Source organism: Ignatzschineria ureiclastica (assembly GCF_003121845.1).
GTDB classification, from domain to species: domain Bacteria; phylum Pseudomonadota; class Gammaproteobacteria; order Cardiobacteriales; family Wohlfahrtiimonadaceae; genus Ignatzschineria; species Ignatzschineria ureiclastica.
Map to the genome: position 1 here is coordinate 29,172 of NZ_QEWQ01000006.1, position 14,613 is coordinate 43,784.

General features: G+C 42.7%; 14 protein-coding genes. 4 read left to right on the top strand and 10 right to left on the bottom strand.

Annotated features, from left to right (window positions below):
* Positions 1 to 2 precede the first annotated feature (2 nt).
* From eutH to eutQ, 8 genes are all read right to left on the bottom strand, one after another.
* Positions 3 to 1,292 (bottom strand): ethanolamine utilization protein EutH, encoded by a 1,290-nt coding sequence (gene eutH / locus DC083_RS08530; RefSeq protein ID WP_109189802.1) that lies wholly within the window; start codon positions 1,290 to 1,292, stop codon positions 3 to 5.
* A 158-nt stretch (positions 1,293 to 1,450) separates the two neighbouring features.
* Positions 1,451 to 2,656 (bottom strand): iron-containing alcohol dehydrogenase family protein, encoded by a 1,206-nt coding sequence (locus tag DC083_RS08535; RefSeq protein WP_109189803.1) that lies wholly within the window; start codon positions 2,654 to 2,656, stop codon positions 1,451 to 1,453.
* Positions 2,657 to 2,695: 39 nt separating this feature from the next.
* Positions 2,696 to 4,141 carry an aldehyde dehydrogenase family protein gene (locus tag DC083_RS08540; protein ID WP_109189971.1) on the bottom strand — a complete coding sequence of 482 codons (1,446 nt, stop codon included), beginning with the start codon at positions 4,139 to 4,141 and terminating at the stop codon, positions 2,696 to 2,698.
* 28 nt (positions 4,142 to 4,169) lie between these two features.
* Complete coding sequence (locus DC083_RS08545) at positions 4,170 to 4,466, bottom strand: EutN/CcmL family microcompartment protein (protein WP_109189804.1); 297 nt, start codon at positions 4,464 to 4,466, stop codon at positions 4,170 to 4,172.
* A 103-nt stretch (positions 4,467 to 4,569) separates the two neighbouring features.
* Positions 4,570 to 4,866 carry an ethanolamine utilization microcompartment protein EutM gene (gene eutM, locus DC083_RS08550; protein ID WP_109189805.1) on the bottom strand — a complete coding sequence of 99 codons (297 nt, stop codon included), beginning with the start codon at positions 4,864 to 4,866 and terminating at the stop codon, positions 4,570 to 4,572.
* 134 nt (positions 4,867 to 5,000) lie between these two features.
* Positions 5,001 to 5,999 (bottom strand): phosphate acetyltransferase, encoded by a 999-nt coding sequence (pta, locus tag DC083_RS08555; RefSeq protein WP_229822603.1) that lies wholly within the window; start codon positions 5,997 to 5,999, stop codon positions 5,001 to 5,003.
* Between the two features lie 13 nt (positions 6,000 to 6,012).
* Entirely contained in the window at positions 6,013 to 6,885 is an 873-nt protein-coding gene (eutT, locus tag DC083_RS08560; protein ID WP_109189806.1) for an ethanolamine utilization cob(I)yrinic acid a,c-diamide adenosyltransferase EutT, read from the bottom strand.
* 43 nt (positions 6,886 to 6,928) lie between these two features.
* Positions 6,929 to 7,777: an ethanolamine utilization acetate kinase EutQ gene (eutQ, locus tag DC083_RS08565; RefSeq protein WP_109189807.1), complete on the bottom strand. Its 849-nt coding sequence runs from the start codon at positions 7,775 to 7,777 to the stop codon at positions 6,929 to 6,931.
* Positions 7,778 to 8,664: 887 nt separating this feature from the next.
* Here eutQ and DC083_RS08570 point away from each other — a divergent pair.
* Together DC083_RS08570 and DC083_RS08575 are read left to right on the top strand one after the other, a co-directional pair.
* Positions 8,665 to 8,886: a hypothetical protein gene (locus DC083_RS08570; RefSeq protein ID WP_109189808.1), complete on the top strand. Its 222-nt coding sequence runs from the start codon at positions 8,665 to 8,667 to the stop codon at positions 8,884 to 8,886.
* 48 nt (positions 8,887 to 8,934) lie between these two features.
* Positions 8,935 to 9,855 carry a helix-turn-helix transcriptional regulator gene (locus DC083_RS08575; RefSeq protein ID WP_109189809.1) on the top strand — a complete coding sequence of 307 codons (921 nt, stop codon included), beginning with the start codon at positions 8,935 to 8,937 and terminating at the stop codon, positions 9,853 to 9,855.
* Between the two features lie 169 nt (positions 9,856 to 10,024).
* Here DC083_RS08575 and DC083_RS08580 read toward each other — a convergent pair whose 3' ends face one another.
* Both DC083_RS08580 and ffh read right to left on the bottom strand, forming a co-directional pair.
* Positions 10,025 to 11,071 (bottom strand): S49 family peptidase, encoded by a 1,047-nt coding sequence (locus tag DC083_RS08580; protein ID WP_109189810.1) that lies wholly within the window; start codon positions 11,069 to 11,071, stop codon positions 10,025 to 10,027.
* A gap of 96 nt (positions 11,072 to 11,167) precedes the next feature.
* Entirely contained in the window at positions 11,168 to 12,517 is a 1,350-nt protein-coding gene (gene ffh, locus DC083_RS08585; RefSeq protein ID WP_109189811.1) for a signal recognition particle protein, read from the bottom strand.
* Positions 12,518 to 12,646: 129 nt separating this feature from the next.
* On the opposite strand from ffh, the gene DC083_RS08590 reads away from it, so the two are divergent.
* Complete coding sequence (locus DC083_RS08590) at positions 12,647 to 13,477, top strand: cytochrome C assembly family protein (protein ID WP_157954915.1); 831 nt, start codon at positions 12,647 to 12,649, stop codon at positions 13,475 to 13,477.
* A gap of 131 nt (positions 13,478 to 13,608) precedes the next feature.
* Positions 13,609 to 14,421, top strand: coding sequence for a twin-arginine translocase subunit TatC (tatC, locus tag DC083_RS08595; protein ID WP_109189813.1), 813 nt, complete (start codon positions 13,609 to 13,611; stop codon positions 14,419 to 14,421).
* Positions 14,422 to 14,613 lie beyond the last annotated feature (192 nt).

Sequence of the window (14,613 nt, forward strand, 5' to 3'; positions counted from 1 at the left end):
GATTAAGACTTCTCTTGTACATTCTCAGATGTCATTACAGGATCAGTCGCTTCGATCTCATCCCCCGCACTCTCAAGCGCAGGTTCACTGATAATCTCATTGATATTTTTCGGCATAATGAGCATTGCAATGGCCACACCTACGATGCCCCCGGCTAATTTTCCGGCAATCATCGGGAAGATCATCTGATTCATCACACCGGCGGTATAACCTAAATGATCCCCAAGCGTAAATGAGGCACAGACAGCAAATGCACAGTTAATTACCTTACCGCGATTATCCATTTTGCTCATCATACTGAACATCGGAATATTATTCGCCAATGTCGCAATCATGCCACCGGCAGCCATATCATTCATTTTTAAGAGATTACCAACACGCATAAAAGCCTTATCAAACCAACGTGTTAATAGGAAAACCATCGGATAAGCCCCTAAAAGAACACAAGAGATCGAACCAATGACCTCAATGGCACGCATCTCACCATCGCCGGTATTAAAAATAGGATCCATTCCCGGAATGATTTGGAAGCCCGTCAAATATTCGAAGACTGCAGCACCTAAACCAATCGTAATAATCACCACTAAAATTTTGGCAAAAATTTGGAAGCCAGAAATCATCTTTTCAGGTATTAATTTCAAGCCTAAAATTATGAGGATCGCAACCACCATAACAGGAATCAGATTCACTAAGAGCATGCTAAAGGTAAATACCACTAACTGCCCATTGACCTCGATATTGGAATACATTGCGACAATACCGCCCACTAAACAGCCGACAGGAATCGCAATAATACCGGCAAGCATCCCTAATGCCATAAAACGAGTATCTTGTTTATTGATGATGCCAAGTGCTACAGGAATGGAGAAAACCACTGTCGCCCCCATCATAGAGGCTAGAATAATCCCCGAATAGAGTTCAGCGGCCACATCGCCATTTGCTAAGCTACCAGCAATCGGATAACCCCCCATATCAATGGCAAGAATAGTCCCTGCAAACATCGCAGGATTCGCGCCTACACTCTCATAAAGCGGAATAATCACAGGCCCTAAGACCTCTTTAATCACCGGCGCAAGCGCGGTAATACCCACCATTGCTAACCCTAGAGCGCCCATTGCCAGGAAACCTTCATCAAATTGATGTCCCGCCCCATCGATGCCCTTTCCGATGCGACCCAATCCAACTTTGCTAAGAATTTTAGTTGAGCCACCAAACTGTGTCATGATGCGGTCAAATGCCCCGATCACCATAAAGATCATCATGAACCAAATTATTATTTCATTAATACCCATTGTCTGCCCCTTACCTAACTATCCGCTTCTACAGGCTTTATAACCCGCGCTTTGCGTTGATTAATGTGAACATCTCACTCACTTTTGTAATCTCTCAATAAAATTCTGATTCCCTGCTATTGCTATTTTCTATAGATGCTTTCGCTATAGGTAACTTCTTAGGAGTATTGTTGAAAAGCATCTCGATAAACTTGTGCTATCTGTGCCTCCGTCGTGGTTCTAGGATTCGTGGTTAAACAGATATCTTGAATCGCAACTTCAGATAGCTCCGGAATATCTTCCTCTGCCAATTGCCACTCAGGTTTAAGTTGATTTAATTCAAGTTCAGAGATCAGTGCTTCAACAGCTACGATCGTCTCATCCCCATTAATATGCCGTCCGGTTAAAGCATGACCAATTTCGGCATACTCTTTTTTGCACACTAAACTGTTAAACCGCATCACTGCCGGCAACATAATGGCATTACACTGCCCATGCGGAATATGGTACTTACTACCAATTTGATGCGCTGTCGCATGGGATAATCCTAAGCCTGCATTTGAAAAAGCCATTCCTGCCATATAAGAGGCCAGCATTAAGGCTTCTCTTGCTTCAATGTTTTGCCCTTGTCCTACCGCTAACGGTAATGACTCCCCAATCATCGAAATAGCCCGATAGGCAAAACCTTTAGTAAGCGCTGTGCCCTTCAGTCCCACATAAGTCTCAACTGCATGCGTTAGGGCATCAAAACCGGTTATGGCGGTAATATAAGGGGGAACCGCTAATGTCAAACAAGCATCAATAATCGCCAAATCAGGAATCAACTGATCATGAATAAGAACCTGCTTCATACCCGTTTGAACATTGGTAATCACCGCAATATCCGTTGCCTCAGACCCGGTTCCAGAAGTCGTTGGAATCGCAACTAACGGCAACCGCTTTTGTAACGTCACTTCAGGACTCAATAGCTGCTCAAGGGGAAGCTGCATATTAACTGCTAACATTGCAGTCACTTTAGCCGCATCAAGCACAGAGCCACCACCAATGGCAATGACGCTATCACAGTCGGCGTCTACTAAGGCTTTCGCAGCTACTTCTACCACATCTGAAGCAGGTTCACCGCCTTCGTAGAGAAAAAGCTGATAACCCATTCCCGCAGCTTCTAAAGAACGATAGAGTCCATCGACAATATGCATATTGTGAATGAGTGCATCCACCATCACAAAGGCATGATGATGCCCTTCTGCGACCATTGCTTCACCGCAACAGGTGAGTGACCCAGGTCCCATATAGGTACGAGGGGGAACGCTAAATTTACGAACATTTCGAGCATTCATCACATCCATTGCTCGATAAATGATTTGACTCACATCGCCTAATTTCATCATTTCTCCCTCAACCTTAAGATTTAACTACACTATCAATTACACAATGCGGAAATTCCCTGCTAAAACACAACGACGCAACCGCACAAAGGTACGGGCATTTGTCACACCTTCCCCTGTTGGCGTTGTAATAGTCATTGTGGTCCAACCTTCTCCGCCGAAACCTAAGCCCGCAATACAAGGGCCATTTTTGACAAAAATACTGGTATCCATTGCTTGTACCATCTTGTCAAGATTATCTAAGTTAGTAGAGTGCATTGCCGCCGTATGATGACAACCTGCCTCTAATTCCACCGCCAGCGCTATCGCTTCATCCACATTTTTCACTCGAATAATCGGTAAAACCGGCATCATTAATTCAGTCACTGCAAAGGGATGATTTTTCCCTGTTTCTACAATCAGTAATCGAGTATCTGCCGGTGTATTGATACCAATTTTTGCGGCAATCTTCGTAGCATCTCTACCTACCCAATCACGACTCACAACCCCATGACCTGTTTCATCAATCTTTGTTAAAAGAACAGGTTCTAAGGCTTTTGCTTGCTCTGCCGTTAATAAGTATGCTTTATGCCGTTGCATAGCAGCAATCAACTGATCCGCCACAGAATCCACCACGATTAAGACTTTCTCATCTGCACAGATAATATTGTTATCAAATGAGGCGCCAAAAACGATTGATTTCGCAGCATTCTCAATATTAGCAGTCTCATCTACCACCACAGGCGGATTACCGGCTCCGGCTGCGATCAGACGTTTATCGGTATGTTTACGCGCTGATTCCACAACGGCATCGCCGCCAGTTACCACTAATAGTCCAATCCCAGGATATTTAAAGAGACGTTGTGCCGTTTCGATATTGGGATTTGCAACGGTGACTAATAAGTTCGCAGGACCACCTGCTGCAACAATTGCCTCATTTAAGATAGAAATAGTTCGTTGCGACACCTGTTTCGCTGCCGGGTGAGGCGCAAAAACTACGGCACTACCGGCGGCGATCATGCTAATGGCATTATTAATCACGGTCGCAGCTGGATTCGTAGAGGGTGTGACCGAAGCAATCACGCCCCAAGGTGCATTTTCAATCAGGGTTAAACCGGTATCACCAGTCACTACTTCAGGACGTAGACACTCAGTACCCGGCGTTCCTTTTGCTTGAAGCTTATTTTTAGCGGTTTTATCATCAACGCGCCCCATACCGGTCTCTTTGACCGCTAACTCTGCCAATTCCTTAGCATGTTTTTCGCCCGCTTCTCGAATCGCCGCAATGGCTTTATCACGCATCGCTACGAGCTTTAATGATTTTGCAGCCACTCTTGCTGCAGTAACTGCATCATCTAATTCATTAAAAACACCTGCCGCCACGGTAAGCGACTGTGATGAACCTGAAGTAGCGGTTCCATTACTATTATTGGTTGCCCCATTTGATAGCTGTCCCATTGAGCTGAGCACAGCTTTGACAACTTCTTCAATTGCTTTTGAATTAATATCCACGTCCTACCTCACTTATGGTCACTCATTTATGGTAAAAGACTTCACCATCTACCACTGCTTCATCGACAATGCCGACGACACTGGCATCTACCGGTGCTTCAATATTGCTGGCGTTACGCACTGTTTTTCGCGCAGCACTACCACTTGCAACTAGAACCCACTCACCATTGCCAGCGCCTAAAGAGTCTGTTGCGACAATGCGCTCACCGGAGGCTGAACCTGCCTTATCAATGACATCAATCACTAATAAACGCTCCTGTTCAAACCCAGGTTGCTTCACTGTACTCACCACTTGTCCGACAACAATTCCTAATTTCATGAGTTGATCCTTTCTTCATTAAAAGAGATTAAGGTGAGCTGATCGATAAAGTTATCACTCCCCAATCAGCACGCACCTTAATCGAACATCATCTATCGATCAATTAGTCTAATTGGTTCTCATGAGACATTTTGATTGGGAAAAGATGCTCTAAATCCCCATGAGGACGTGGGATGACATGAACAGCAATCACTTCACCACCCACGCGCTGTGCCGCGGCTGCACCTGCATCAGTTGCCGCTTTACACGCAGCCACATCACCACGAACCATAGCTGTGACAAGACCACCACCAATTTGTTTATAGCCTACGAGTGTTACGCGAGCCGCTTTAACCATTGCATCTGATGCTTCAATCAAAGCAACAAGCCCTTTCGTTTCAATCATTCCTAATGCTTCCATAACTACCTCTACTTATTGAAATCCCGATATGGGACGTTGAACAATGGTGATTGCGATCACCGACCTAAGAGCTCACTATTTCCTAACGGTAAAGCTCTGAATTTTTAAATCTGTTAATTTCCAACTATGACTATTCAATTTGTACTTGCTTTCATCTTTGTGGAAATCAACAATACTTGCACCATATCTTGCCAACTACAGCCTCGAGAGAGATCATGCATTTGACCATTTAAGCCTTGAATTAAAGGACCAATCGCCTCATATCCTCCAAGCCGTTGTGCAATTTTATAACCGATATTGCCTGCCTCTAATGAGGGGAAAATTAAGACATTCGCCCGTCCGGCCACATCGCTATTTGGGGCTTTTTTTGCACCGACACTCGGCACAATCGCCGCATCAAACTGCAATTCACCATCGACCTTGAGTGATGAATCTCGGGCTCGCACTAATTCGGTTGCTTCCATCACTTTTGTAACAACTTCATGCTTTGCACTGCCTTTTGTTGAGAAAGAGAGCATGGCAACTGAGGGATCTTCCCCCGTAATTGCGGCAAAGTTATATGCCGAAGTGAGCGCGATATCTGCTAATTGTTCTGTGGTAGGAACAGGAATCACACCACAATCTGAAAATCCATAAATCTCCTCACCATTCGGTGAGATCATAATCATTAATGATGAGAGCGTTTTATTTCCCGGCGTTAATCCTAAAACCCGTAATCCCGCCCGCAATACATCCGCTGTCGAAGAGAGATTACCAGCGATACAGAAGTCACAACGACCGGTAGCTAACATTGAAGCGCCAAACCAGAGCGGATCTTGCACCATCGTTAATAACTCATCAAAACTTTTATTGCGTACTTTTCCCTCTAAACGATGTGCAAACTCTTCACACCAAGGGGATGCTTGAGGATCGATGATATTAAGTTTGTCAAAAGAGAGATTACTCTTTTGGCACAATGCCTTAATTTCAGCAAAATCTCCCAATAGCCAAGGGTATCCAAACCCTGCTTCCTGAATTGCAATCGCAGCGCGAATAGCACGCTCATCAACCGCATCGGGAAATACAACCCAACCCGGCGCACCTTTCGCGCTTACCTGGCAACGTTCGATTAATGTCATCTTCTCTTTTTTCATTATCTTCTATCCCTTAACGCTCATCTTTCAAGGTTAATGCTTGCAGTAAGGCTTCTTTCGTCAACCAAGGCTTATTTTGAGTCAAGCGAAGGCAGAGCAACATCAAGACATACACTGCACTTGAAAGCCGATTCAATCCTTGCATCAGATCAGGGCGAATCACTCGAAAATCCCGATCAATGAAGATCTGTGCAGCTGCAATTTCACATTCTCGAATAGAGGTGCGTAGTAGATTCAATAATCGCACATCTCGTCCATGCTCCACCGAGGGCACAATATGATCGTGTTCTAAATAGGGCAAGGGGGAATGCGAGAGTCGATGAATTGCTTTTTCGTCTAACCCCCCAATCACAAAGTGAGGTAAAGGTTCATCCATTGCATCGGCACGCATAATATTGCCAAGGACAGAACGAATATCACTGAGCCAACCTTGTGCTTCTGTTGAAATCTCTCCTTGCAACCAAACCGCAACGGCAATTGTACTATCTAATTTTGCACGAAAAGCTAAACGAGGATCGGCCTTAGACACTAGCGTATGGGCATTTAAATGGGTCATTGTGTCGGGCTTTTTATGAACCCCTTGCTGACAGAGCTGACAAGAAGCTTCCTCATAGTGATCTTGGCTTGTTAAACCATGAACGGGTTTTAAAATCACCCCTTCTCCAGATTGCACTAATAATTCATCAGGTTCATTAATGCGCTCCTCTGCACTTTTCTCCACAAAGAGTCGCCCTTGCTCATCTAAATACTTAATCACAAGGTGATGATCTGAAATCAGCGTACGTGCTGCCGGTGTTAAGCGACAATCTGCGGGAAGATGAATCTCCGTGCCATCACTCAAACTATAATTCGCTCTTAGCCAATCTTCTGTTACAAATAAGCCCATATTGAACCTCACTCTACTCTACAGAACTGTGATAAATCGCTCACTACTGTGCTTGCCAATTAGCAGGCCAAGCAATATAGACAAACCGAACCTTAGTAGGGGTTTTAAATTCAATAGCGGAAGATTTCGGCACAAAGATAATATCGCCAGGACGACCGATCACTGTTTCACCTTGAGAAGTAATATGAAGTTCACCCTCTAAAATCACCTGAACCTCGTCATAATTAAGCGTCCAAGGGAAGGCGCCTTTCTCCCAGCTCATATAACCGGCAGACATACTGCTGTTATCATCACCAGTAATCACATCGGCAATCGATACCCGATTATTTGGTCCTGCGCCATCGAAGAGTGTTGTCTTAGCCAAATTTCCTTTCACTAACTTGATACCACTTTTTAAAGTTTGACTACTCTCATCAGCTGTATGGGGCTGAGAAGTATGTGATTGCGAAGCGCTTGAGAGTGCATCCTCTTTAATTGCTCTCTCCACTAATTGTGCTAATAGTTCATCACTGATTTTAGCCCCTTGTGGCATCTTCTGTAGTACAGCTTCACGAATCAATTTAAAATCGCGATCAGATAACGCTCGCCCGGCAGGTTGTGCTCTCTTTTGAGTTGCAACATCCGCATTTGGGCTATACGCGTTAGCCATATTTTTACGAGATTGCGCTTGGCTTTCGACTCGTTGTGCTTGAGCAACCTTAGGATTAGGTACACTACAAGTTCCCATATCCTGTTTCGCATCACTTAATAGAATAATCTCGATACCCAGCTCTTCTGCTACCACTCGAGCCTCCGGCGTTACAATACAGAGCTTAGGATCATAGGCAATCTGCACCTCTCCTTGCTGCTTATATTCACGAACTACTTCTGCTGTCACTAATTGCTTACTCATAGTCTGTCTCGCTTTTAAAATCTATATAGGCTAAAGGGTAACAATCTCACTTAAAATGCTTTATCAATATTTGGCAAATCATTAAAAATAATCAAAAAATAACCCATTATCTTATTAATCCCTTTGAAAATAGCCGAATTTGGAAGATCACGCTTTGCATTTCAAGAAGGTGAATCTCTGTTTATTTAAATAAAATTTGTTTTAAAATTTGTTTTTAAAATTTTTTATTGAGAAACCATCTAAAAAATGATTACTTATATCAATCAAAGAAGATGTTCATTAACCTAAAATATACAAAAAATCTATTTGATAGATCTATCTTTATTTAAGATAACAGATATTTAAAATATATCTAATATAAACTACAAATCATTATATTTAAGTATATTCACAAGCAAAGTTTAAAATTTAAATACAAAACAGTGTAAAATTAAATTATTTAAAATAAACTAAAAGCATTCCAAAAATAAAACAAAGATAACCGTATCATTAATTATTGTTGCTATGGCTCTATTTGAATAATGACGGCTCCCGATACTGCTGATGTGTGAGAACCATAAGCACAATTAGATGAAAGGGATCAAATAGTTGACCCAAATGACATAACCTGTCGTTGTACTTTTTTATAATGTATTTGTTATGGTTAATTGCTTATCTACCCGCTCATGGTCGGATGATCGAGTAATCGAATGATAGGAATCAAACATCCCTCAACTAACATTAACAGAGCAATGCATTGAATATAAATATCAGTTAGTTACAGTAGATTCATCAACACGATCATTATTACTACGCATTTATGCGATGCGTTTATAGATAAGAGATCGATATCCCTATTAACCAATCCCTATTGACCAACCCATATTACATTTCCTAAGGAGTTTACTATGGCCTTTGCCCCACCCAATCCGATGATCACCCGTTGCAAAAAATGTGGTTGGTCACACAAACAAAGTAGTGATGTCATTGAATCTTTCGGCAGCTGCCCTAAATGTGGCAGCGAAGCATTAGAAATTTCTTTTGCAAAGGGAAACCCTTTTGGCGATCACTCAGGGCAACCAAGCACCGATAACCTACTCAATAAAATTAAAAATCTCTTCAAATCTTAAACAAACACTCACGCCTATTTCTTAACCCCGCTTCTCTTAAGGTATTGTATGTCCAGTAAAAATCTTAATTTAGCCTGTCGCCTAGCTGATATTCTCGCAAAACTCAATCAAGGGGAACGCCTTGAAGTGAATGCACTTGCCGAAGAGTTTAATGTGACACCACGCACTATTATGCGTGATCTCAAAGATCGACTTGTCTTTCTACAGTGGGAAGAGTGTGGGCCGAAATATTATAGTCTATCAAAGTCAACGCTTGGCCAGCTTTATCAAGAAGATATCGAGCGTTTTGCCCATTTTGCGAGTATTCAGAATCTCTTCCCTAAAATCGATCGGGAGTTTTTCCAAAAGCAATTAACACAGAGTATCTATGTGAAAGGCCATAATTATGAGGATATTTCTCATAAAAGCGCTGATTTTGAACTCATCAAAGCGGCGATTGAAGCCCATCAATATCTCGACTTCTCCTATCATAAAAATAAGAGCGAAGTTAAAAACTATCGTGTCAGCCCTTACCTACTCCTCAACCGCTCTGGCATTTGGTATTTAATCGCGATTGACTCGGGGCAGGTGAAAACCTTTAGTTTTGCCAAAATTAGTCAAATTAGTGTGTTAAAAGAGACTTTTACCATCGATCCCCATCTTCTTGCAGAGATCAAACAGAACGATAGCATCTATTATGGTAATCAGATCGATGAAGTGATTATCAAAGTTGATGCTTCGGTTGCTAATTATTTTATTCGGCGAAAATTACTCCCCAATCAAATCATTCAAGAAGAGAACGATGAGGGAGATCTTATCGTGGTTAGTCAAAATGTGGCCGCACAAGAAATTCTAGCGCTGATGCGTTATTGGATTCCCAATGTCGAAATTCTTTCTCCCCAACATCTGCAAATTGAGCTGGAAGAGGGACTTCGGCAATATCTCACTACCCGAGATCAAGATATGAAATCAACACATTCCACAAAATAAATGAAGAAAAATATAGTAAATTTGGTTTAAGAAAAATGGTTTTAAGTAGCTCGTGTAGGATTAAAAAAACATAAAGCCGCATACTAAATGACAGTTGCAAGATGCCGGATAGAACGGCTTCCTTGCCTCGATCAACCGATGCGCCGGCATTTGAATACGATAATATCAGCTACTGCCAACCCACATCCGGGAAAGCGGTTTTGACACCTGTTGCAATCCCCATTCCCATTGCTTGCATCAGTTTAACAAAAGGATCCTCTTTCTCGGTAAAGTCCACCATAAAAGGCGCGGCGAATTTTTCTCTCGCAATCGACTGCGGCGAGGCTAAACCATCAATCAGACCAATTGATAATGCTTGTTCCCCATTCCAAATTAAACCGCTATAGAGATTAGGATAATTGCGCTGTAAACGATCTCCCCGGCCTGTTTCTACTGCTTTGATAAATTGCTGATGTACCCCATCAAGCACCCCTTGCCAAAACTCTGTTTCCACTGCATTTTGAGGAGAGAATGGATCTAAAAAGGCTTTATATTCGCCGGAAGTATAGAGCCGGCGTTCAATTCCCACTTTATCTATCAACTGTGTAAAGCCAAAGCCTGCCGCCGTGACACCAATAGAGCCAACTAAACTCGCCTTATCCGCATAGATCTCATCACTTGCAGCGGCAATATAGTAAGCACCGGATGCGCCAATATCTTCTATGACGGCGATCACTCTCTTCTCAGGATAGAGTTTTTGTAAACGCTGAATCTCATCATAGACATAACCACTCTGTACCGGCGAACCGCCACCTGAATTGATCCGAAGAATAATGCCGGCCACTTTCGGATCTTGATAAGCCCGCTGTAAGCCTTTGATAATACGAGTTGCACTTGCTTCACTATTATCGGCAATCACCCCTTTAACATCAATCACAGCGCTATAACGATCCACCACATTTCCATTACTATCCAAGTAGAGATCGCTACTACTTAAAGATTTAAGTCCAATAAAGATCACTAAAAAGAGTAGAAAGAAGAAGCCAAATAGGAGCTTAAAAAAGATCCCCCAACGACGCTTCCGGCGCGCTTCAACAGTGGCACTATTGAGCGCGGCCGCTAAAGTTTGTGCTAAAAGCGCCTGCGATAATTCCGCTTGTGAGGAATTATTTTGATTCGCTGAACGCTGATGATTCAATGCACCGCTATCTAAAGGTGGGGGATTTTGGTCGCTCATAAGGTGATCGTTCGCCTCTTTCACTCATAAAGGGATAGTCAATTTGATTGAAGAAAAATGGTTGTTAAGCCGTTAATATAGGAACGATAATAGATTCTATCGTTTTGGCAATTTACCTTTCAGAGAGCGCATCATTTTACGTACGCCACCGCCTTTAAATTGTTTCATCATCCGTTGCATCTGATCAAACTCTTTCAGCAGTTTATGCACTTCTTGAATATTCACACCAGCGCCATCTGCTATCCGTTTCCGACGTGGGGCTTTAATAATTTTATGATCTGCGCGCTCCGCCGGTGTCATTGAGTTGATCATCGCAATTTTTTGAACGAAGATTTTATCATCTACTTTACCTTTCGCCTTTTCGGCAATATCGCCCATTCCCGGAAGTTTGGTCAATAAGGTATTAATACCGCCCATATTGAGCATCTGTTCCATCTGTGCTTTAAAGTCATTGAGATCGAGGCCTTCCCCTTTCTTAAACTTATTCGTTAAACGCTCCGCCTCTCCTCGGTCAACCTTCGCTTCCATCTCTTCCACAAGCGACAATACATCGCCCATATCCAAAATACGAGAAGCTAAACGATCAGGGTGGAATGGCTCAAGCGCTTCGAGCTTCTCCCCCACACCTAAGAATTTGATCGGTTTTTGTGTAATATGACGAATTGACAGCGCCGCACCACCACGGGCATCCCCGTCGATCTTCGTTAAAATAACCCCCGTCAAAGGCAAGGCATCATTAAAAGCTTTCGCGGTATTCGCCGCATCTTGCCCCGTCATACTATCGACCACAAAGAGTGTTTCAATCGGATTGAGCACCGAATGAACTTCCTTAATCTCTTCCATCAAGACTTCATCAATATGTAAACGACCGGCAGTATCGACAATCAATACATCGGCATTCATCAATTTTGCTTTCTCAATGGCATCTCGCGCAATATCTGCCGGCTTTTGATCTACCGTTGAGGGGATAAATTCCGCGCCTACCTTACTCGCAACGGTACGAAGCTGCTCAATTGCCGCAGGACGATAGACATCCGCACTCACCACCGCCACTTTCTTCTTCTCTTTTTCGTGTAAGAAACGCGCTAATTTACCAACACTCGTCGTTTTACCCGCCCCTTGGAGACCGGCCATCAAGATAATTGCCGGTGGCTGGGTACGAAGATCAAGGGACTCATTGCCCTCCCCCATAATCTTAATAAGCTCTTCGTGTACCACTTTCACAAAAACTTGCCCAGGATTGAGGCTCTCAATGACCTCACGTCCAACCGCGCGCTCTTTGACTTGATTAATAAATTCCCGTACAACCGGTAAGGCGACATCCGCTTCTAAGAGCGCCATCCGCACTTCACGCAATGCATCTTGAATATTGCTCTCGGTTAATCTTGCTTGTCCACGCAGTGAACGCATCGTTTGTCGTAAACGACCGCTTAAATTCTCAAACATAAAAACCCTTTTTAGCTTTTATTTATAATTCTTATAAAATTTCTAGTAAAATCACTGTATAGTTTACTTGAAATAGGGAGTTCTTTAAAGGCTCACTTCTAGATATAAAAAGGGATGATTTGTAAGACTATGACGTTAATATCACTCAATATCGGACTCTATCTTCTCGCAACGCTCTTTCTCATTGGAACGCTGTTAAGAAAAGGCCCCAAATGGTGCTGGCCCCTTGGTTGTATAACCATTGTCGCCGGATTGATTCTACAAGCTTATAATTTAAGCTTCCAATTAACGCTCGGTAATTTTGATGAGATTAGTGCCTTTGAAGCACTGTCACTGGCCTCATTAATTATGGTATTACTCGTCCTCCCTTACCTTAAGCGCCATTTAAACACGGCGATTATCATCACCCTCTTTGCGGCGGTAACACAAGTTTTATCGCTCTTTGATACCAATGATGTGAGCTTTGGTACCCCATCTGCTTGGCTCAGTATTCATATACTAACCTCAATTGTCGCCTATGCAATCTTACTATTAGCCTCGATTCAAGCGCTATTAGTCTACTTTAGAGATCGCTCTCTCAAACAAAAGCGCTCGATTGCTCATCGATTGCCACCGATTATGCGAATGGAACATCTCCTTTTTCAGCTGCTTTTGATCGGCTTTATTATGCTCACCATTAGCCTACTCACGAGCCTTGCCTTTTTTGATCAATGGTTTACAGCGCACTTTATCCATAAAACAATTCTCACTGGCTTTGCTTGGCTACTTTACGGTGCGATTCTCTTTGCTCGCTACCAATTTGGCTTACGGGGTCAAGCGGCAGCCAAATATATTTTAATTACAGCTGTCATCTTACTGTTAGGGATTACAGGTACAAGATTAATTCAAGAGTTTCTCTTTACGCCTGAAACAACGATTGAGATATCGGCGCTGTCAAGCACAATACAATCAACAAGTTAATCTCTAAAATCGTATCCTTGTCACATTCAAAGCAGATAATAACTTAAAGTGACCTTGCGACTGTTATACAATTGATAGTTTCAAGTTACCCTATCTCGATTCATCTTATATTACGAATATTGATTACAACTATGACCACGAACCCCACAAAAGAACAGACCTTTATTCATCATCTGATCGAACTTCGAGATCGTCTCATTCGTGCCGGCATTGGCGTATTACTCGTCTTTGTCTGTCTGGTTTACTTCTCGAATGATATCTATAACTTTGTGGCAACACCACTATTAAAAGTGATGCCAGAGGGCGGAAAGATGATTGCAACGGATGTGGTTGCACCGTTTCTTGCCCCGATTAAATTGACGCTTTGGGTCTCTTTCTTTATCGCCATTCCTTGGGTGCTCTATCAAGTGTGGGCTTTTGTCGCACCGGGGCTTTATCAGCACGAAAAACGGGTTGCATTCCCGATTATCTTTACCAGTGTTTGCCTCTTCTATCTTGGGATGTTTTTTGCCTATTATGCAGTGATGCCGGTGATGTTCAAATTCCTCTCAGGCTCAGCTCCTGCTGGTGTTGAGATTGCCACCGATATCAATAAATATCTCTCGACGGTTCTTCGCCTTTTCTTCTTCTTCGGTGTGGTCTTTGAGATTCCGATTATTCTCATTATCCTCGTTTCTCTACGAATCTTAAAAACAGAGAGCCTAATGAGTAAACGTCCTTACATTATTGTCGGGATTTTTACCGTATCGGCAATCGCAACACCACCGGATCCATTTTCGATGATTATCTTCGCAAGTGCTGCGATTCTACTCTTTGAATTAGGTCTCTATATCGGCAAGCGCATTGAGAAGAAACGTGCCTTAAAAGAAGCGGAAGAGCTCGAGAATGAGAACGAAAATGGGAACTCGAATACTCCGGCGGAAACGACAGAAAAAGAGTCATAACCGACTATAAGGCATAATAGGGATTCTCGTGACTTAACACGTTGAATCCCCCCTAAAATAATAATCGATTACAACAACACACGATCAACCCCTTATCAAGAGCAGAATCAAGGGATTAATCAGCGATTTGTCACTATCAGTGTTACAATTAGAGACATATTCGTTATTTTTACCTACTATTTAATTATTGGA